The sequence below is a fragment of the Streptosporangium pseudovulgare genome, assembly GCF_014648055.1.
In the GTDB taxonomy this organism is placed as follows: Bacteria; Actinomycetota; Actinomycetes; order Streptosporangiales; family Streptosporangiaceae; genus Streptosporangium; species Streptosporangium pseudovulgare.
In genome coordinates, this window is sequence record NZ_BMQJ01000005.1 from 352409 (window position 1) to 369359 (window position 16951).

The 16951-nt window shown below is 70.7% G+C and carries 21 protein-coding genes; 7 read left to right on the forward strand and 14 right to left on the reverse strand.

All coding sequences use genetic code 11. From position 1 onward, the window contains the following. Positions 1 to 10 precede the first annotated feature (10 nt). The 4 genes from IEZ10_RS13340 to IEZ10_RS39920 are packed head-to-tail and all read left to right on the forward strand — an operon-like array spanning position 11 to position 2596. The gene (locus tag IEZ10_RS13340) at positions 11 to 727 is read left to right on the forward strand and encodes an ABC transporter permease (RefSeq protein WP_189246812.1); all 717 of its coding nucleotides are present in this window, start codon (positions 11 to 13) and stop codon (positions 725 to 727) included. 50 nt (positions 728 to 777) lie between these two features. After that, positions 778 to 2127, forward strand: coding sequence for an AAA family ATPase (locus IEZ10_RS13345; RefSeq protein ID WP_189246813.1), 1350 nt, complete (start codon positions 778 to 780; stop codon positions 2125 to 2127). Positions 2128 to 2129: 2 nt separating this feature from the next. Next, on the forward strand, positions 2130 to 2474 hold the full coding sequence (locus tag IEZ10_RS13350; protein ID WP_229811226.1) for a hypothetical protein: 345 nt from the start codon (positions 2130 to 2132) through the stop codon (positions 2472 to 2474). Then, positions 2474 to 2596: a hypothetical protein gene (locus tag IEZ10_RS39920; protein WP_268246308.1), complete on the forward strand. Its 123-nt coding sequence runs from the start codon at positions 2474 to 2476 to the stop codon at positions 2594 to 2596. The genes IEZ10_RS13350 and IEZ10_RS39920 overlap by 1 nt, the downstream gene beginning before the upstream one ends. Before the next feature lie 72 nt (positions 2597 to 2668). Here IEZ10_RS39920 and glmM read toward each other — a convergent pair whose 3' ends face one another. The 3 genes from glmM to rplM all read right to left on the reverse strand — a co-directional run bounded on the left by glmM (position 2669) and on the right by rplM (position 5062). Beyond that, positions 2669 to 4024, reverse strand: a complete 1356-nt coding sequence (gene glmM / locus IEZ10_RS13355; RefSeq protein ID WP_189246814.1) for a phosphoglucosamine mutase — start codon at positions 4022 to 4024, stop codon at positions 2669 to 2671. Between the two features lies 1 nt (position 4025). Further along, positions 4026 to 4547 carry a 30S ribosomal protein S9 gene (gene rpsI / locus IEZ10_RS13360; RefSeq protein WP_179819666.1) on the reverse strand — a complete coding sequence of 174 codons (522 nt, stop codon included), beginning with the start codon at positions 4545 to 4547 and terminating at the stop codon, positions 4026 to 4028. Positions 4548 to 4618: 71 nt separating this feature from the next. Next, entirely contained in the window at positions 4619 to 5062 is a 444-nt protein-coding gene (gene rplM / locus IEZ10_RS13365) for a 50S ribosomal protein L13 (RefSeq protein WP_189246815.1), read from the reverse strand. A 410-nt stretch (positions 5063 to 5472) separates the two neighbouring features. Between rplM and IEZ10_RS13370 the strand changes: the two genes are divergently transcribed. The 3 genes from IEZ10_RS13370 (at position 5473) to IEZ10_RS13380 (ending at position 9755) form a co-directional block, all read left to right on the forward strand. After that, positions 5473 to 6177 (forward strand): CAP domain-containing protein, encoded by a 705-nt coding sequence (locus tag IEZ10_RS13370; protein ID WP_189246816.1) that lies wholly within the window; start codon positions 5473 to 5475, stop codon positions 6175 to 6177. A gap of 115 nt (positions 6178 to 6292) precedes the next feature. After that, entirely contained in the window at positions 6293 to 7555 is a 1263-nt protein-coding gene (locus tag IEZ10_RS13375; RefSeq protein ID WP_189246817.1) for a chromosomal replication initiator protein DnaA, read from the forward strand. A 106-nt stretch (positions 7556 to 7661) separates the two neighbouring features. After that, positions 7662 to 9755, forward strand: a complete 2094-nt coding sequence (locus tag IEZ10_RS13380; RefSeq protein WP_189246818.1) for a hypothetical protein — start codon at positions 7662 to 7664, stop codon at positions 9753 to 9755. On the opposite strand, the gene truA is transcribed toward IEZ10_RS13380, so the two are convergent. From truA to map, 11 genes are all read right to left on the reverse strand, one after another. Then, entirely contained in the window at positions 9745 to 10623 is an 879-nt protein-coding gene (truA, locus tag IEZ10_RS13385; RefSeq protein WP_189246819.1) for a tRNA pseudouridine(38-40) synthase TruA, read from the reverse strand. The genes IEZ10_RS13380 and truA overlap by 11 nt on opposite strands. A 120-nt stretch (positions 10624 to 10743) precedes the next feature. After that, positions 10744 to 11250 carry a 50S ribosomal protein L17 gene (gene rplQ, locus IEZ10_RS13390; RefSeq protein WP_189246820.1) on the reverse strand — a complete coding sequence of 169 codons (507 nt, stop codon included), beginning with the start codon at positions 11248 to 11250 and terminating at the stop codon, positions 10744 to 10746. Positions 11251 to 11335: 85 nt separating this feature from the next. Continuing rightward, positions 11336 to 12352, reverse strand: coding sequence for a DNA-directed RNA polymerase subunit alpha (locus IEZ10_RS13395; protein ID WP_189246821.1), 1017 nt, complete (start codon positions 12350 to 12352; stop codon positions 11336 to 11338). Between the two features lie 100 nt (positions 12353 to 12452). Further along, positions 12453 to 13079, reverse strand: a complete 627-nt coding sequence (gene rpsD, locus IEZ10_RS13400) for a 30S ribosomal protein S4 (RefSeq protein WP_189246822.1) — start codon at positions 13077 to 13079, stop codon at positions 12453 to 12455. 20 nt (positions 13080 to 13099) lie between these two features. Then, positions 13100 to 13504 carry a 30S ribosomal protein S11 gene (gene rpsK / locus IEZ10_RS13405; protein WP_020542285.1) on the reverse strand — a complete coding sequence of 135 codons (405 nt, stop codon included), beginning with the start codon at positions 13502 to 13504 and terminating at the stop codon, positions 13100 to 13102. A 45-nt stretch (positions 13505 to 13549) separates the two neighbouring features. Then, positions 13550 to 13930 carry a 30S ribosomal protein S13 gene (gene rpsM / locus IEZ10_RS13410; protein WP_179819675.1) on the reverse strand — a complete coding sequence of 127 codons (381 nt, stop codon included), beginning with the start codon at positions 13928 to 13930 and terminating at the stop codon, positions 13550 to 13552. Positions 13931 to 14146: 216 nt separating this feature from the next. Beyond that, positions 14147 to 14260, reverse strand: a complete 114-nt coding sequence (gene rpmJ / locus IEZ10_RS13415; protein ID WP_003956441.1) for a 50S ribosomal protein L36 — start codon at positions 14258 to 14260, stop codon at positions 14147 to 14149. A 24-nt stretch (positions 14261 to 14284) separates the two neighbouring features. Beyond that, positions 14285 to 14506, reverse strand: a complete 222-nt coding sequence (gene infA / locus IEZ10_RS13420; RefSeq protein ID WP_012887858.1) for a translation initiation factor IF-1 — start codon at positions 14504 to 14506, stop codon at positions 14285 to 14287. 198 nt (positions 14507 to 14704) lie between these two features. Next, the gene (locus IEZ10_RS13425; RefSeq protein ID WP_189246823.1) at positions 14705 to 15238 is read right to left on the reverse strand and encodes a hypothetical protein; all 534 of its coding nucleotides are present in this window, start codon (positions 15236 to 15238) and stop codon (positions 14705 to 14707) included. Positions 15239 to 15448: 210 nt separating this feature from the next. Next, positions 15449 to 15880, reverse strand: coding sequence for a DUF1707 SHOCT-like domain-containing protein (locus IEZ10_RS13430; RefSeq protein ID WP_229811227.1), 432 nt, complete (start codon positions 15878 to 15880; stop codon positions 15449 to 15451). Between the two features lie 52 nt (positions 15881 to 15932). Continuing rightward, the gene (gene map, locus IEZ10_RS13435) at positions 15933 to 16751 is read right to left on the reverse strand and encodes a type I methionyl aminopeptidase (protein ID WP_189246825.1); all 819 of its coding nucleotides are present in this window, start codon (positions 16749 to 16751) and stop codon (positions 15933 to 15935) included. Between the last annotated feature and the right edge of the window lie 200 nt (positions 16752 to 16951).

Sequence of the window (16951 nt, forward strand, 5' to 3'; positions counted from 1 at the left end):
AGGAGTTTTGATGAACGGTGTCATCGCCGGGATCTCCTACCGCGCGTTGCTCGGCCGCAGAAGGATCTGGCTGCTCGTCCTGCTCCCGCTGGTGCTCCTCGGCCTGGCCGTGCTGCTGCGGTGGATCGGCGAGGCCGGCGAGCAGGCGACGGTCACGCTCATGCAGACCTTCGCCATCGGCACGATGCTGCCGCTGCTCGGCCTGATCGCGGGCACCGGCGTGATCGCCCCGGAGATCGAGGACGGCACGGTCGTCCACCTGCTGTCCAAGCCGATCTCCCGGCCGGTCATCGCGCGGACGAAGTTCGCCGTCGCCGCCTCCCTGCTCGCCCTGTTCGGCGCCGTCCCGACCTTCGCCGCGTCCTATCTGCTGGTCGGCTCCGAGTCCGGCATCGCGTACGGCTTCGCCGCCGGCGCCCTGGCCGGGGGCGTCGCGTACGCGGCGGTGTTCATGCTGCTGGGCATCATCACCCGGCACGCGGTCACGATCGGCATCGCCTACGCCCTGGTGTGGGAGGGCGTGGTCGGCAACTTCGTGCCGGGCGCCCGCAGGTTCTCCATCCAGCAGTGGGCCCAGACCGTCGCCGACCAGGTGTCGTCCTCGGCGTTCCTGTCCACCGGGATCACGATCGGCTTCGCCGCCGTCGCCCTGCTGGTCGTCACCGTCGGCGCGATCGTCTGGGCCGGCCACCGCCTGCGAGGCTTCTCCCTCACCGGCGACGAGTAGTTCCGGTACATGCGCGCCCCGGCGAGGGGGTGCGCATGTACCGTTCACACATGAGGTCTCTGACGGAGCTGCGTCTCACCGAGTTCAAGACCTTCCGTGACGCAAAGCTCCCCCTGGGCGGCATGACGACGCTCATCGGCCGCAACAGCAGTGGGAAGTCGAACGCGCTGGACGGCCTGGAGGTGCTGTCCCGCCTGGCATCCGGAGCGGACCTCGTCGACGCGCTCGACAGCAGACGGGGGGACGAGGGCCCGCTGCGCGGAGGCATGGAGGGATGTCCACCCCACGGAAGCGACAGATTCCGGCTGGGTTGCACCCTTGTCTCGACCGATCGACTGGGCAGGGGATATTTTCAGGTCTTCCTCGACGTCACTGTCCAGGTTCATCCTGAACCGGAGATCCTCAGCGAGACACTCGTCGGCATTTCGGGAGACCACCGCTCGACCCGGAATCCCCAGGACCGGGTGACCCACAAACTACTGAGAACGGCAGACGCTCAGCCGGGGTCCGGCAGTATCGACGCCACCTGGTACAACGGCCGTCCAGGCCGGGACCCGAAAGCGTCGTTCCGCTCCACGCGACTGCTCACCAGCCAGCTTCCGCTGCGACTTCCGGGCGAGACGAAGGCCGAGGACCGAGTGGTCGCCGCGGCGGAGGACGTCCTGGAGGCGCTTCGCGGAGTCTTCCACCTGGACCCCGTACCCCACCTGATGCGGCAGTACGTTCCCAGCCGCGACACCCGGCTGCGGAGGACCGCGGAGAACCTCTCCGCCGTGATCGGTCACATGGAGCGGCACGACCCCGATCGCTTCCGGCAACTCGTCGCCCGCGTACGCGACCTCGTCGAGCACGACGTGACCGGGATCGAGATCATCCGCTCCCAGCTCAACGACGTCATGGTGGCCCTGCGTGAGGACGGAGCGGTCACTCCGGCCAGGGAGATGAGCGACGGCCTGCTGAGATTCACCGCGATCGCCACGAGCCTGCTCCGCCAAGGGCGGGACCTCGACCTCGGGGGACGCGGCGCGGAGGATGACCGCAGATCTCCGACTCTGGTCATCGAGGAGTTGGAGAACGGCCTGCACCCCTCTCAAGCCAGTCAGATACTTGATCTGGTCAGGCAGGCCACACAGAAGGACGCCTCACAAGTGATCTTCACGACGCACAGCCCCGCCCTGCTCTCCGCCCTGGACGCGGACGATCACAAACATGTCGTCGTCTGCTCCCGTGACCGCAGCACCGGCCTCTCCCATCTTCGGAGGCTTCCGGAGATGGACGGGTATCCCAGCCTGATGGCCCAGGGTGATCTCGGCACGGTCGTCACCTCCGGCCTCCTGGAGCAGCCCCCCGCCCGCGAACGTGACTTCACCGAGTTCGACCGGCTGATGGGAATCGGCTGACCGTGGGACGCAGAGTGGAGTTCGTCGACACCTCGGTGCTCTGCAACATCCTCGACCTCCCCGGTAAGAACCAGAACCGGGAGAACGTGGTGCGACAGTTGCAGGAGAAGAAGAGGGATTGCGACCTCATCCTGCCCGTCACCGCGGTGATCGAGACGGGCAACCACATCGCCCAGCTCCCCGACGGCCGGATTCGCAGGGACCGTGCCGAGAAGCTCCAGCAGCTCCTCGAACTGGTCATCACCAGTCAGGCCCCATGGGTCCTGCACACCGTCGAGTGGGGGAGTGCTTCCTTCGGAAACTTCTCGCCGGAGCCGGCACCGGGACACCGTTCTCCGATCACGTGATGGCGAAACTCGGCCTCGGAGACCTGTGCGTCCTGACGGAGCGAGAGCTCTACCGGAGCAGGGTGACCGGGGTGGAGGTCGGCATCTGGACGCTCGACGGCCAGCTCCCCTCCCACTCATGACGAAAAGGGGCATGACCCGCGTGGACACGCGGGCCATGCCCCTTTTCATCCGGGCTGCGGGCCGTACAGCGGTCAGGCGCAGGCCGTACGGACGACCTCCGCCAGGCGGCCCGCCATCAGCTCGGCCTGCTCCGCCGAGGCGGCCTCGACCATGACGCGGATCATCGGCTCGGTACCGCTCGGCCGGATCAGCACCCGGCCGGTCTCCCCGAGCTCGGACTCCACCACGGCGACCGCCGCCGACAGCTCCGGAACCGAGGCCTTGGCCCGGTCGACGTCCTTGACGTTGATCAGGACCTGCGGCATCCGGGTCATCACCGAGGCGAGCTCGGCCAGCGACCTGCCCTCGCGGGCGACCACCTGCAGCAGCTGCAGAGAGGTCAGCAGGCCGTCACCGGTGGTGGCGTGGTCGAGCATCAGGACGTGGCCGGACTGCTCGCCGCCGAGGTTGTAGCCGCCCGCCCGCATGGCCTCCAGCACGTAGCGGTCGCCCACGGCGGTCTCGACCACCTCGATGCCGGCGTTCCGCATGGCGATCTTGAAGCCCAGGTTGGACATGACCGTGGCGACCACGGTGTCGGCCGCCAGCCTGCCCTCGGCGCGCAGCGCCAGGGCGAGCACCGCCATGATCTGGTCGCCGTCGACCACCTCGCCGGTGTGCGCGACCGCCAGGCAGCGGTCGGCGTCACCGTCGTAGGCGATGCCGACGTCGGCCCCGCCGGAGACCACGGCCTCCTGGAGCCGCTCCAGGTGGGTCGAGCCGACCCCGGAGTTGATGTTGAGGCCGTCCGGGCTCGCGCCGATGGTCTCGACCGTCGCGCCGGCCCTTCGCAGGGCATCGGGGGCGACCGTGTGAGCCGCGCCGTTGGCGCAGTCGACGACCACCCGTAGGCCGTCCAGGCGGCCTGTCATGGTGGACAGCAGGTGGGACACGTAACGGTCGGCCTCGCCGTACGTCTCGCGCACGCGGCCGACCGCGGCACCGACGGGGCGGTCCCACTTCTCGCCGAGCCGGCGCTCGATCTCGATCTCCACCGCGTCGGGCAGCTTGTGGCCGGTGCGGGTGAGGAACTTGATCCCGTTGTCCGGGGCGGGGTTGTGGGAGGCGGAGATCATCACGCCCATGTCGGCCCCGAGGGCCGTGGTGAGGTAAGCGACCGCCGGGGTGGGCAGCACGCCGAGCCGGAGGACGTCCACGCCGGACGACGCAAGGCCGGCGACCACGGCGGCCTCCAGGAACTCTCCTGAAGCCCGCGGGTCCCGGCCCACGACCGCGACGGGGCGGTCGTGCCGCCCCGTTCCGGCGTTGAACGCTCCGGCATCGCCGAGGACATGAGCCGCGGCCACGGACAACTCCATGGCCAGCTCGGCCGTGAGGTCGCTCCCCGCGACCCCACGGACCCCGTCGGTGCCGAAGAGGCGCCCCAACTTAACGCTTGCTGTACTGCGGAGCCTTACGGGCCTTCTTGAGGCCGTACTTCTTGCGCTCGGTGGCGCGGGCGTCACGGGTCAGGAAGCCGGCCTTCTTCAGCGGCGGGCGGTTGACCTCGACGTCCAGCGTGGCCAGCGCGCGGGAGAGACCCATGCGCAGGGCGCCGGCCTGGCCGGTCACACCGCCGCCGTCGATGCGGGCGATGACGTCGAACTGGTCCTCGGCGCCGAGCGTCACGAAGGGCTCGTTGACGATCTGCTGGTGGACCTTGTTCGGGAAGTAGACGTCCAGCGGACGGCCGTTGATCGTCCACTTGCCGGTGCCCGGCACGATGCGGACGCGGGCGACGGCCTCCTTGCGGCGGCCGGTGCCGTAGGAGTTGCCCGTCGTGATGGGCTTGCGGACGGCGGCCTCGCCGCCGGCAACGGACTCGGTGGTGTACTCGGAGGGGAACTCCTCCGACAGATAAGCTTCCTGCTCGCCCTCGATGGGCGTCTCGACACCGGTGGGCTCAGCCACGGTTCTCCTCTTACTTTCCTACTTGGCGCCGGCCATCGGGCCGACGCTGCTGGCGATAAGCAGCTGGGCGACTACTGGGCGATCTGGGTCAGCTCGAACGGCACCGGCTTCTGGGCCTGGTGCGGGTGCTCGGAGCCGGAGTAGACCTTGAGCTTCTTGATCATCTTTCGGCCGAGGGCGTTCTTGGGCAGCATGCCCCGCACGGCCTTCTCGACGGCGCGGTCAGGACGCTTGTCCATGAGCTCGCCGTAGGTCATGGAACGCAGACCACCGGGATAGCCCGAGTGACGGTAAGCCTTCTTCTGCTCCAGCTTGTTGCCGGTCAGCGCGACCTTGTCGGCGTTGATGACGATGACGAAGTCACCGGTGTCGACGTGGTTGGCGAAGGTCGGCTTGTGCTTACCGCGAAGCAGGATCGCGACGTGGCTTGCCAGCCGGCCGAGCACGATGTCGGTGGCATCGATGATGTGCCACTGACGCTCGACTTCAGCAGGCTTGGGTGTGTACGTGCGCACGGTCGTATGCCTTCTTTGCTCGCGTCTTCGGGACTGTCGGAAACGACAGCGGCTTGGTCGGTAGGTGCGGGCACACGACAGCCCGGACCTTCCGTCTCCCAATCATCAGGAGATGACGCCGGACGCGCCGCGTATCGGTCTTGATGGAGGAGACCAATTCGCACACAACGAACTAAGAGGATACCGGCGGTGGAGAGCATGGGTCAAAAAGACCCGGCCGCACGCCGGTGCCTGCGACCAGTGTACCCATGACCGGCGACTGCTCCGGGATCGCCGCGCCCGGGCCCGCAGAACGGTTCCGCTACGTTCCGGGCATTCTCTTCTTCCTCTTCCGAAACATCTCTATCTTTGACAGCGGTATGTGGCAGTTCCCTCACCCCCGGCGCACCCATCGGTCCAGCCTTCGCCGCATGGGGCTGTTCGCATGCCTGACCCTCGTGCTGCTGCTGGGTTTCCTGCTCGGCAGGAACAGCCGCGAGGTGACGACCACCGGCCAGGTGTACCTGAACAACTCCGACCCGGCGCGGCCCTCCCCCTCGGCCTCCGGGGCGCAGGGCCTGGGCGGCCGGGCCCCGCTCGCCCGGGTCGTGCGCCCCACCACCCCGACGACGTCGTCTCCGCGGCCGACCACGCGCGCCAGCAGGGGTCCCCGTCACCCCCTCACCGACCCCACCGACGACGCCCCCCGCTACCTCAACGGCGACGACACGGGCACGACCCGGGTCATGACGTCCCTGAGCACGATGGAACGCGAGGTCGTCCGGCTGACCAACGCCGAGCGCAGGCGGGCCGGCTGCGCGCCGCTGCGGATCGACTCGCGGCTGGTCAGGTCGGCCAGGGCCCACTCCACCGAGATGGCGGCCAGCGGACTCTTCTCCCACAACTCCCCCGACGGCACCTCGCCCTGGAAGCGGATGGAGGCGGCCCGCTACCGCGACGGGGGCGCCGAGAACATCGGCCGCGGCTACTTCACCGCCGCCGAGACGGTCCGCAACTGGATGGCCAACCCCGGCCACCGGCGCAACATCCTCGACTGCAGGCTCGCCGCCACCGGCGTCGGCCTCGTCGAGGGCCCGGACGGCCCCTGGTGGACGCAGGATTTCGGCTACAGCTAGACCGCGTCCTGACCGTGCCGCGCGGGGCGGGATCCCCGGCGGGGTCCCGGACCGATCCGTGCGGGCGGGCCGCCGGCGGGCGGAAGATCCGCAGCACATGGCCTAGTCTCGGCGCATGGGTTTTCCCGGTGAACCGCCGCGCCGCCAGCCGTACGTCCTGCCCGACGCGCCGACACCGCCCTCGCGCGGTGAGCGCCCGTCCGGGCCCGCTCCGCACGACCGGCCCGGGGGCCCGCCCGCCGGCGACGGCGGCTGGTTCGCCTCGCCGGGCAGGCCGTACGAACAGCCGCACGAACAGCCGTACGACCCCGCGGAGCCCGGCGGCGCGTCCGCGCAGCAGCCCTACCGCATGCCCGAGCCGCCGTACGCGCGCGAGCGGAACCCCGCGTCCGAGCCGCCCTATCCGCGGGAGCAGCGCGACGCGTTCGGGTCCCCGAACGACCCCTCCGACCCTCGCGACGGGTCGGGGCGGCCGTACGGCGCGCCGCAGCCGTCACCGGGACGCCACGGAGCCGCGTCCCCCGGGGAGGGCGCCCGGCCCGGCTCCGCGCCGTACGAGCGGGACCCCCAGCCGCCCGCGGGGACGTCGCGCGCCGGTGAGCAGGCCGGGGCGCCGAAGCGTCCGCGCCAGGCGTGGAGCCCCTACGACGAGGGCCCCCGCTCCTACCGGCCGTTCATCTTCATCGGGGCCGGACTCGCCGTGCTGGTCGCCGCGGGGTTCGGCCTGGCGGCCCTCGCCGGCTCCGACGACGTCCCGCCGGCCGCCACCGCGAGCCCGCCGGCCCGGACCTCCGGCGCACAGCTGCCCGACGCGCCGGGCGGCAAGTTCGGGTTCGCCGCCTCGCGGGCCACCGACCCCAGCAGGCTCACCCTCGACGAGGTGTTCAAGCGGAAGAAGGTCGCGCACGACGGCCAGCGGTTCGAGATGACCGTCCGCAGGAACGACACCAAGTGCAAGAACGCCGTGGTGGGCGACAAGCTGCAGAAGGCGCTCGCCGACGGCAAGTGCACCCAGTTGCTGCGGGCCAGCTTCCGCGACTCCTCAGGGAAGATCATCGGCACCGTCGGGGTCGCCAACCTCAGGACGTCGGCCGCGGCGTCCAAGGTCGTCTCCACGGTGCGGGGCAAGTCCCTGGAGGAGTATCTCAAGGCGCTGCCCGGTAAGGACAAAGTCACCAAATCTCTCGGCAGCGGCGAGGCGTTCGCCGGCGGATGGACCCACGGCCACTACGCCGTGCTGATCTGGTTCCAGTACAAAGACGGGCACCTGCCGAAGAAGACCGAGGTCAAGAAGCTGAACCAGGCGGCCTTCGGGGCCGCCGACGCGACCGTCACGCCTGTTCTGGAGGCGCGCTCGCTGACCGGGAAGCGCCCCTGACAGAGGGCCCGCCCGCCCGTTTCCGGCCCGGAAACGGGCGGGCCGGAAAAGGCGCGGACGTCCATACCCGCCTGACGATCTTGCGGCTATCGCTACGCTTCCCCGTATGCGTGGCCAGGAATCCGGGTCCGAGCACGAACGCGAAGCCGAACGTTCGGCCGCACCGACGACGCCGCCGCCGAGTTTCGGCCAGCCTTCGCCGCCGGTGCAGCGGACCGCCCCCTCAGGTGACGACCAGCCCTACGACCAGTCCCGCGACCCCTCGGCGTGGCCGGAGCGGGCTCCGGGCGCGGCCCAGCCGTGGACGGTCCCCGACGACGGCACCCCCTACGACTGGTACGCCGACCCCGACGACGAGGTGTCGGCCCCACAGCCCCCACAGCCCCCACAGCCCTCCCAGCCTCCACAGCCCCCCGCCTCGCGGCACGGCGTCCCCCAGCCGGGGGCGCCCGTGCCGCCGGAGCACTCCGGACCGCCCTGGGCGGGCCCTGCGGCCCCGCAGACCCCCCAGAGCGCCGGATCCGGGGCGCCGCCGTGGGCGGCGGCCCCGCAGGCGCCCCAGGCTCCTGCGGGCCCCTCCTCGCCGCCGTGGGCCCCGCCGGCGGGGCCGGGCGGGTCCGCCCCCTCTCCGTCCGGCCCCGCCTGGGCGGGTCCACCGGCCCCGCAGGGCGCGCCGGGCCGGCCCGGCGGTCCGGGCGGCGGGCCCGGCGGGCCCGTCCCGCTGACCACCGCGCCGATCGTGCCGGGGGCCCCGCCCTGGCAGCCGCCGCCCGCCTTCACCGCCGCCGCCGCCGGGATGCAGGTCTGGCCCTCCACCGAACCCGGGGCCCACGACGCCCCGAGGTGGCCGGCCGCCACCGGCGAGCCGGTCTGGACCGAGCACGACGACGCCGCGAGCCGTCCCGGCGAGTCAGGTGACGCCGCCGTACGGCCGCCCGGCGCGGACGGCCCCGGGGGCGATCCCGCCGGTACGGCCGGGCCCGGCCGCCCGGCCGCCGCGGAACGGCCCGCCGATCCCGCCGGTCCCGCCGATACGGCGCAGGACGGGCCCGCACCGGGAGCCCCGGCGGCGCACGCCGAAACGGCCGCCCCCGGCTCTCCCGGCCCCCTCCCCGCGGCTCCCGCCGTACCGGACGCGGCCGCGCAGGCGCCCGCCGGACAGGCCCGGCCCGGCACGCCGGACCCGGCACGCGAGACCGCGGCGGCCCCCGAGACCGCGGGGACCGCCTTCCCCGCGTCCCCCGGCCCCGCGCCGGCCGAGGAGGCGACCCCGCCGGGCGGCATACCGGAGCTGCCTCCGCTCTTCCCGCCCATCCCCGCCTCGCAGGCGGCCCAGCCGCCCGTCCCGATGCAGGCGGTCGCGCAGGAGCGCGGCCCCTTCACCCCGCCCTCGGCGGTGGCGCCCGCCCCGCCCGCGCCATCCGCCGCGCCTCCCACCGCCCGGCGGAACCGGGTCGTGATCCTGGCGGCCGCGGCGGTGGTCCTGGCGGCCGGCGTCGGCACCGGCGTCGTCCTCGTCCAGCGGTCCTCCGACGACCCGAAGCCGCCGGCCGTGGCCGAACCGGTCCCCACCGCCGGGGAGACCGGGCCCACGGACGACCCGGCGGCCACGGACGAGCCGCGGCTGGCCGACGCCCAGGTGATCAACTCGGAGAAGACCGACCCCGGCAGGATGACCCTGACGGACGTCTTCACCAAGAAGGTCACCGTGGGCTCGGCCACCTTCGTCCGGGTCAAGACCGACGTCGCCAAGCAGTGCCAGGAGGCGGCGGCCGGGAAGTTCGCCAGCGCGCTGAGCAACCGCGACTGCCGCCAGGTGCTGCGGGCGACGTACGTGGACAAGAAGCGGAAGTACGCCGTGACCACCGGGATCGCCGTGCTGCCCGACCGGGCGTCGGCCATCGCGGCCGACCAGGAGAAGAACCTCGGCAGCAACCTGTGGTTCCGCGGCCTGCCCGGGTCCGCCGGTTCCGGGGCCGAGCGCGTGAGCATCGCCGGTGGCTACGCGTCGGGGATGGTGTGGGGCCGCTACATCGTCTTCAGCTACGCCACCTTCAGCGACGGCCACACCCCGACGGCCAAGGAGAAGATCCTCGGCAGGGTCAGCGGGGCCTTCCGCGACCAGACCGCCAAGGCCGTCGAGAAGCGCGCGGTGGCCGGTCAGGCGGGTCAGACCGGCGGCGCGTCCGTCACCGACTGAGCGTGCGCACCCGGCGGGTCTCCCTGGCCCGCCGGGCCAGCTCCCCGGGCTCGGGGTAGCGCACCTCCTCCAGGCACAGGCCGTGCGCCGGCGCGACGCGCACTCCGGAGTCGCGCACGGCCCGCGCCAGCACCCCGCCCGGCCAGTCCACCGGCAGGCGGCCCTCGCCGACGGGCAGCAGCGCCCCGATGAGCGCGCGGACCATCGAGTGGCAGAACGCGTCGGCCACCACGGTGGCCACCAGGACGTCGCCCTCCCGCACCCAGTCGAGTCGCTGCAGCTCGCGGATCGTGGTGGCGCCCTCGCGCTTCTTGCAGAACGCGGCGAAGTCGTGCTCGCCGAGCAGGGTCCGCGCCGCCTCGTTCAGCCTGCCGAGGTCGAGGGGCCGGCCGTACCAGACGACCTCGTGGCGCCGGAGCGGGTCCACCCCGCCGGGCGCGTCGCAGACCCGGTAGGCGTAGCGGCGGGACACCGCGGAGAACCGCGCGTCGAAGCCCTCCGGTGCCACCGTGACGCCGTGCACCCTGACGTCCGGCGGCAGGACCCCGGTGAGCCTGCGGCCCAGCACGGGAAGCCGTACGGCGACGCCCTCCGCCGTCTCGGGGCCGGGGAGGGGCTCGGCCCGGCGATGCCGGCTGTCCAGCGCGCTCAGCACCCCGGAATCCACGTCCACGTGCGCCACCTGGCCCCGGGCGTGGACCCCCGCGTCGGTCCGGCCGGCCACGGTCAGCGCCGGCGGATCGGGGATCCTGAGGACCTTCCCGAGCGCCTCCTCGATCTCCCCCTGGACCGTCCGCCGCTCCGGCTGCCTGGCCCAGCCGGAGAAGTCGGTGCCGTCGTAGGCGAGGTCCAGGCGCAGCCGTACCACGATGTTCCTCCCATGAAGCGCGCTTTGAGCTCAGAACCCCTGAAACGCGGAACCCTTGAACGCGAACGGGCCCGGCACCCGCGAAAGGGGATGCCGGGCCCGTTCAGCGGGCCTGACGGATCAGGCTTCGTCCTTCTTGGCCTCGGCCTCCTCGGCCTTGGGGGCCTCGGCGGTCTCCTCGGCCGGGGTCTCCTCAGCCTTGGGGGCCTCGGTCTCCTCGGCCTTCGGGGCCGGGGCGGCCGGAGCCGTGGTGGTGCGGACCGTGTTCAGCGGCTCGGACACCAGCTCGATGACGGCCATCGGGGCGGCGTCGCCCTTGCGGTTACCGATCTTGGTGATCCGGGTGTAGCCACCGGGACGCTCGGCGAAGGTCGGGGCGATCTCCGTGAACAGGTGGTGGACGACGCCCTTGTCGCGGACGACGGTCATCACCTGGCGACGGTTGTGGATGTCGCCCTTCTTCGCCTTGGTGATCAGCCGCTCGGCCAGCGGGCGAAGCCGCTTGGCCTTGGCGACCGTGGTGGTGATCCGGCCGTGCTGGAACAGCTGGGTGGCCAGGTTCGACAGGATCAGCCGCTCGTGAGCAGGGCTTCCACCGAGACGGGCACCCTTGGTGGGCTGAGGCATTTCGATCTCCTTGTAGTTAACCCGCCCCGGCCGTACGAGGTACCGGGGTCGGGCCGGCGGGTCCTAGGACCCCCGATGATGAAACTCAGTACTGCTCGGTCTCGACGTACGCGCTGTCGTCGTCGTCGTAGCCGCCGCCGGCCACCGCGCTCGGGTCGAATCCGGGCGGGGAGTCCTTGAGCGCGAGCGACATCTCGTGCAGCTTCTGCTTGACCTCCTCGATGGACTTCGCACCGAAGTTGCGGATGTCCAGCAGGTCCTGCTCGCTGCGGGCCACGAGCTCACCCACGGTGTGGATGCCCTCGCGCTTGAGGCAGTTGTAGGAGCGGACCGTGAGGTTCAGCTCCTCGATCGGCAGCGCCAGGTCGGCGGCCAGGGCCGCGTCCGTCGGCGACGGGCCGATGTCGATGCCCTCGGCCTCGACGTTCAGCTCGCGGGCGAGGCCGAACAGCTCGACGAGGGTCTTGCCGGCCGAGGCCACCGCGTCGCGGGGCTTCATGCACGGCTTGGTCTCGACGTCCAGGATCAGACGGTCGAAGTCGGTGCGCTGCTCGACACGGGTCGCCTCGACCTTGTAGGTGACCTTGAGCACCGGGGAGTAGATGGAGTCGATCGGGATACGGCCGATCTCCTGGCCCGGCTGCTTGTTCTGCGCGGCGGAGACGTAGCCGCGGCCGCGCTCGACGGTCAGCTCCATCTCCAGCTTCGCCTTGCCGTTCAGGGTGGCGATGCGCAGCTCGGGGTTGTGCACCTCGACGCCCGCGGGGGGCGCGATGTCGGCGGCGGTGACGTCGCCGGGGCCCTGCTTGCGCAGGTACATCACGACCGGCTCGTCGTGCTCGGAGGACACGACCAGCTCCTTGAGGTTCAGGATGATGTCGGTGACATCCTCCTTGACCCCCGGGACGGTCGAGAACTCGTGCAGCACGCCCTCGATGCGGATGCTCGTCACGGCCGCGCCCGGGATGGACGACAGCAGCGTGCGGCGCAGCGAGTTGCCGATGGTGTAGCCGAAGCCCGGCTCCAGCGGCTCGATGACGAACTTGGAGCGGGTCTCCTCGAGGGACTCCTCGAGGAGGGTGGGACGCTGAGCGATCAGCATGTGGGTTCTCCCCCTGGATGGCGACGCCCGCTATTTGACGTCGCTCGCTACAAACAGCATAGGTGCCGTACGGCCCAGCCGTACGGCACCCACGTGAGCGCTACTTGGAGTAGAGCTCGACGATCAGCTGCTCCTGGACCTGCGTGTCGATCTGCTGACGGACCGGGAGCTGGTGGATCAGGATGCGCATGGCCTCGGGGGCCACACCCAGCCAGGCCGGGAAGGTCCGGTCACCGGCGGTGGCGCGGGCGACCTCGTAGGGCAGGAGGTTGCGCGAACGCTCCCGCACCTCGACGATGTCGTGCTCGCGAACGCGGTACGACGGGATGTCGACCTTCTTGCCGTTCACCAGGAAGTGGCCGTGGCGCACCTGCTGGCGGGCGGCGTCGCGGGACTCGGCGAAGCCGGCGCGGTAGACCACGTTGTCGAGACGGCTCTCCAGGATCTGGAGGAGGTTCTCGCCGGTCTTGCCGCCCTTGCGGTTGGCTTCCTCGTAGTAGTTGCGGAACTGCTTCTCGAGGATGCCGTAAATGCGGCGGGTCTTCTGCTTCTCACGAAGCTGGAGCTGGTACTCAGACTCCTTCGGACGGCCGCGGCCGTGCTCACCCGGCGGGTAAGGACGGATCTCGATGGGGCACTTCGCGGACTCGCACTTCTTGCCCTTGAGGAAGAGCTTGGTCTTCTCCCTGCGGCAGAGCTTGCAGTCCGCACCCGTGTAACGAGCCATTTTCTATCTTCTCCTGGGCGTCAGACGCGACGGCGCTTGGGCGGACGGCAGCCGTTGTGCGGCACGGGGGTGACGTCCTGGATGGACCCGACCTCGAGCCCGGTCGCCTGCAGCGAGCGGATCGCGGTCTCACGGCCGGAGCCGGGGCCCTTGACGAAGACGTCGACCTTGCGCATGCCGTGCTCCATGGCGCGGCGGGCGGCGTTCTCAGCGGCCATCTGGGCGGCGAACGGGGTGGACTTGCGGGAGCCCTTGAACCCGACGTGGCCGGCGCTGGCCCAGGAGATCACGTTCCCGTTCGGGTCGGTGATCGAGACGATCGTGTTGTTGAACGTGCTCTTGATGTGGGCGTGCCCATGAGCGACGTTCTTCTTCTCCTTGCGACGCACCTTCTTGGGCGCGCCCTGGCGGCTCTTAGGAGGCATTGTTTGCCTTCACTCCTGAGGTCTTCGGTCCTGCGGCTGCGCGGACTACTTCTTACCGGGCTTCTTCTTGCCGGCGACGGTCTTCTTCTTGCCCTTGCGGGTACGCGCGTTGGTCTGCGTGCGCTGACCGTGCACGGGAAGGCCGCGGCGGTGCCGGATGCCCTGGTAGCACTGAATCTCGATCTTGCGGCGGATGTCGGCCTGGACCTCGCGGCGGAGGTCACCTTCGATCTTGAAGTTGGCCTCGATGTAGTCACGCAGCGGGACGAGCTCGTCGTCCGTGAGCTGGTGAACGCGAAGGTCGCCGCTCACACCGGTGGCCTTGAGGGCCTCCAGCGCGCGGGTGCGGCCGATTCCGTAAATGTAGGTGAGAGCGATCTCCAGCCGCTTGTCGCGGGGGAGGTCGACGCCAACCAGGCGAGCCATGGTCGGGCATTCTCCTTCGTTGTGGCGGAGGTCCTGCGCCACACTGCCCCTCCCCATGCCCAGGGGCGAGGGCCCCGGCCTCCGACCGGGGGTCTCCCGCGTGGTCCGGCCCGGTGAGGACCGCCTGCACGGGTGTGAGACGCGCTTGCTTTCTCCGGCCCCACATGGGACGAGTCCGCCACGTGGAGCGGACTCATGTAAGGCCTTGCTCTTCGACTAGCCCTGGCGCTGCTTGTGGCGCAGGTTGTCGCAGATCACCATGACGCGACCGTGCCGGCGGATCACCTTGCACTTGTCGCAGATCTTCTTGACGCTCGGCTTGACCTTCATAGTCCTTATTCGTCCCTCAGACGCTTACTTGTATCGGTAGACGATCCGCCCACGACTGAGGTCGTAGGGGCTCAGTTCGACGACAACCCGGTCGTCGGGAAGGATTCGGATGTAGTGCATCCGCATCCGCCCGCTGATGTGGGCCAGGACCTTATGGCCGTTGTCGAGCTGCACCCGGAACATCGCGTTCGGGAGCGACTCAACCACAGTGCCCTCGATCTCGATGGCGCCGTCTTTCTTGGCCATGGTCCTCGCGTTTCACTGATCGGTCGTCTGAGGCATCGGAACACTAAGCAGCCGCGACCACGCGCTTCGATGAGAGCGACGGTTGCGAACCGCCGACGCGCAATGGTCATAGTGAACCGAAGAAGGAGTGTACGGCACCCGGCGGTGAAATGCGAAACAGACGGCCGGTACCTTGACACAACCGCTATCCAGGATACCTCAGATCGGGCCGTCCCCCTGCGTCGGCGAGGTCTCGCGGTCACCGCGCGCCCGGCGGCCGATCGCCAGCGTCAGCCCCGTTCCCAGCACCGTCACCACGGTGGCGAGCGCCCCGAACAACCACAGCGTCCGGACGGCGGACGCCGCCTCCGCCTCCCGGTCCGGGTCCCCGCCGGAGTACCCGGCGGGCCGCGGCGCGCCCACCGTGAACGTGCCGTTGTACGGCCCGCCCCGGACGCAGCGGACCGTGACGACGTAGGAGCCGGGGACGGTGTCGAAGCTGACGCGGGCGGTGCCGTACATCGCGCCGTCGTGGTCGCCGAGCCGGGCGGAGGTGGTGTCGAAGGCGGCGGAGTAGGCGACGGCGGGGGCGACGCACGGGTCGACGGAGACGATCACGAGCTGTCCCGGGCGGGCCGTGGACGGGGTGACGCTCACGTCGTCCCCCGCGGCGGCGCCGCCGGTGAGCACGAACACGGCCGCGCACAACCCGAGGACTCTCGCGCACGTCGCGACGTCGCGACCAGGCCCCATCGCCCACCCCCACCTCACGGCCCACCGATGGCGATCATGTACCCGGCCGCCCGGGGGGCAAGGGCCTCGGGGGGTAAAGATCACGCACAACGCGGGAAAGGCCCTCCGGCGGCGGACCGCCGGAGGGCCTTTCCGGAAGGTGAGGATCTCGTACGGCCACGGCCCGGCCGTACGGCGCCGGCCATGCCGAGCCCGGCGCCGAGGAGGCCGTCAGGGGTCCCGGCGGCGGCCCGAGCCGGAGAACATCGTGATGACCAGCAGGACCATGCCCCACGGTCCCATCACCCACAGCGGCCAGGGATAGGTGAAGTCGAGACTGCTCACCAGGCCGATGAAGAACCAGATCGCCCAGTTGATGGCGCCGACCACCGCCCAGGCCTGCCACGCCTCCTTGAGGTCGCCCGACCCCTTGCCGGACTTGGCCTTCCCGCTCCGCGCCGGCTGCCGGGAGGCGGGCTCGGGAAGGCTCCGCAGGTCGACGTCGGGGAGGTCGGAGGTCAGCCGGGCCAGCTCGCCGTAGGTCTTGCTGGTGTAGAGCTGCTCCAGACGCTCGTCGAACTCCTCCGTGGTGAGCCGGCCCTGCGCGTAGTGCTCCCTCAGCGCCGCGGCGACCCTGTCACGGTCTCCGTCAGAGGCTCGCATCTCCGGACCAACCGCCATCGGCATCACATCCGCTCACCGGCGGGCAGATCGTCTAGCCCGCGTCTCCCAACAGGTCGGCAAGCCGCTCTCTCCCCCCGTCAAGGGCGGTCAGTACCCACGGACCATTATCGGTCACCGCGACGCTGTGTTCGAAGTGCGCGGAGGCCTTTCCGTCGACGGTCACGACGGTCCAGTCGTCGGACAGCACCCTGGTCCGGTCGGTGCCGAGGTTCAGCATCGGCTCCACGGCGAAGCACATGCCCGCCTCGAAGCGCGGCCCCCGGCCCGGGCGGCCGTGGTTGGCGACCCACGGGTCCATGTGCATCTCGGTGCCGATGCCGTGCCCGCCGTACTCCTGGGGGATGCCGTAACGGCCCTGGGAGCGGACGTACCTCTCGATCTCGTGGCCGATGTCGGAGAGGTGACGGCCGACGGTGAGCGCGGCGATGCCCCGCCACATGGCCTCCTCGGTGACCCGCATCAGCTCGGTCAGCTTGGGATCCACCTCGCCCACCGGGACCGTGATGGCGGAGTCGCCGTGCCAGCCGTCGAGGATGGCCCCGCAGTCGATCGAGATGATGTCGCCCTCGCGCAGCGGGCGCCGATCGCTCGGGATCCCGTGGACGACCTCGTTGTTCACCGACGCGCAGATCGACGCCGGGAAGCCCTGGTAGCCCTTGAAGGAGGGGATCGCGCCCTCGTCCCTGATGGCCTTCTCCGCGATGCCGTCGAGGTCCAGCGGGGTCATCCCCGGCTGGACGCTCTCGCGGAGCAGTTGCAGCGTCCGGCCGACCACCAGGCCCGCCGCCCGCATCTTCTCCAGCTGCTCGGGCGTCTTCAGCTGGATTCCGTGCCTGTTCTTCTTGAACACGTGCGCACCCCCTGGGGTGGTTCAACGGGCGGTCGAGGAGGCCAATTCCCCCGATTCTGCCCTAAATGACAACACGCCACCCGTGGGGTTTCCATGGGTGGCGTGCTGGATGATTTCTCCGGCCTTCCGGTCCCGGCTCCGCGGGTCGTTCCCCGGGAACGGGACCCGAGCCGGGCCGTTCCCGGTCCGGGACCCGGGCG

Bases quoted from the DNA above. Each gene is read 5' to 3' on its own strand.
- IEZ10_RS13340 (WP_189246812.1), top strand. From the start codon at position 11: ATGAACGGTGTCATCGCCGGGATCTCCTACCGCGCGTTGCTCGGCCGC.
- IEZ10_RS13345 (WP_189246813.1), top strand. From the start codon at position 778: ATGAGGTCTCTGACGGAGCTGCGTCTCACCGAGTTCAAGACCTTCCGT.
- IEZ10_RS39920 (WP_268246308.1), top strand. From the start codon at position 2,474: ATGGCGAAACTCGGCCTCGGAGACCTGTGCGTCCTGACGGAGCGAGAG.
- IEZ10_RS13370 (WP_189246816.1), top strand. From the start codon at position 5,473: ATGGGGCTGTTCGCATGCCTGACCCTCGTGCTGCTGCTGGGTTTCCTG.
- IEZ10_RS13375 (WP_189246817.1), top strand. From the start codon at position 6,293: ATGGGTTTTCCCGGTGAACCGCCGCGCCGCCAGCCGTACGTCCTGCCC.
- IEZ10_RS13380 (WP_189246818.1), top strand. From the start codon at position 7,662: ATGCGTGGCCAGGAATCCGGGTCCGAGCACGAACGCGAAGCCGAACGT.
- rplQ (WP_189246820.1), bottom strand. From the start codon at position 11,250: ATGCCTCAGCCCACCAAGGGTGCCCGTCTCGGTGGAAGCCCTGCTCAC.
- IEZ10_RS13395 (WP_189246821.1), bottom strand. From the start codon at position 12,352: ATGCTGATCGCTCAGCGTCCCACCCTCCTCGAGGAGTCCCTCGAGGAG.
- rpsD (WP_189246822.1), bottom strand. From the start codon at position 13,079: ATGGCTCGTTACACGGGTGCGGACTGCAAGCTCTGCCGCAGGGAGAAG.
- rpsK (WP_020542285.1), bottom strand. From the start codon at position 13,504: ATGCCTCCTAAGAGCCGCCAGGGCGCGCCCAAGAAGGTGCGTCGCAAG.
- rpsM (WP_179819675.1), bottom strand. From the start codon at position 13,930: ATGGCTCGCCTGGTTGGCGTCGACCTCCCCCGCGACAAGCGGCTGGAG.
- rpmJ (WP_003956441.1), bottom strand. From the start codon at position 14,260: ATGAAGGTCAAGCCGAGCGTCAAGAAGATCTGCGACAAGTGCAAGGTG.
- infA (WP_012887858.1), bottom strand. From the start codon at position 14,506: ATGGCCAAGAAAGACGGCGCCATCGAGATCGAGGGCACTGTGGTTGAG.
- IEZ10_RS13425 (WP_189246823.1), bottom strand. From the start codon at position 15,238: ATGGGGCCTGGTCGCGACGTCGCGACGTGCGCGAGAGTCCTCGGGTTG.
- IEZ10_RS13430 (WP_229811227.1), bottom strand. From the start codon at position 15,880: ATGCGAGCCTCTGACGGAGACCGTGACAGGGTCGCCGCGGCGCTGAGG.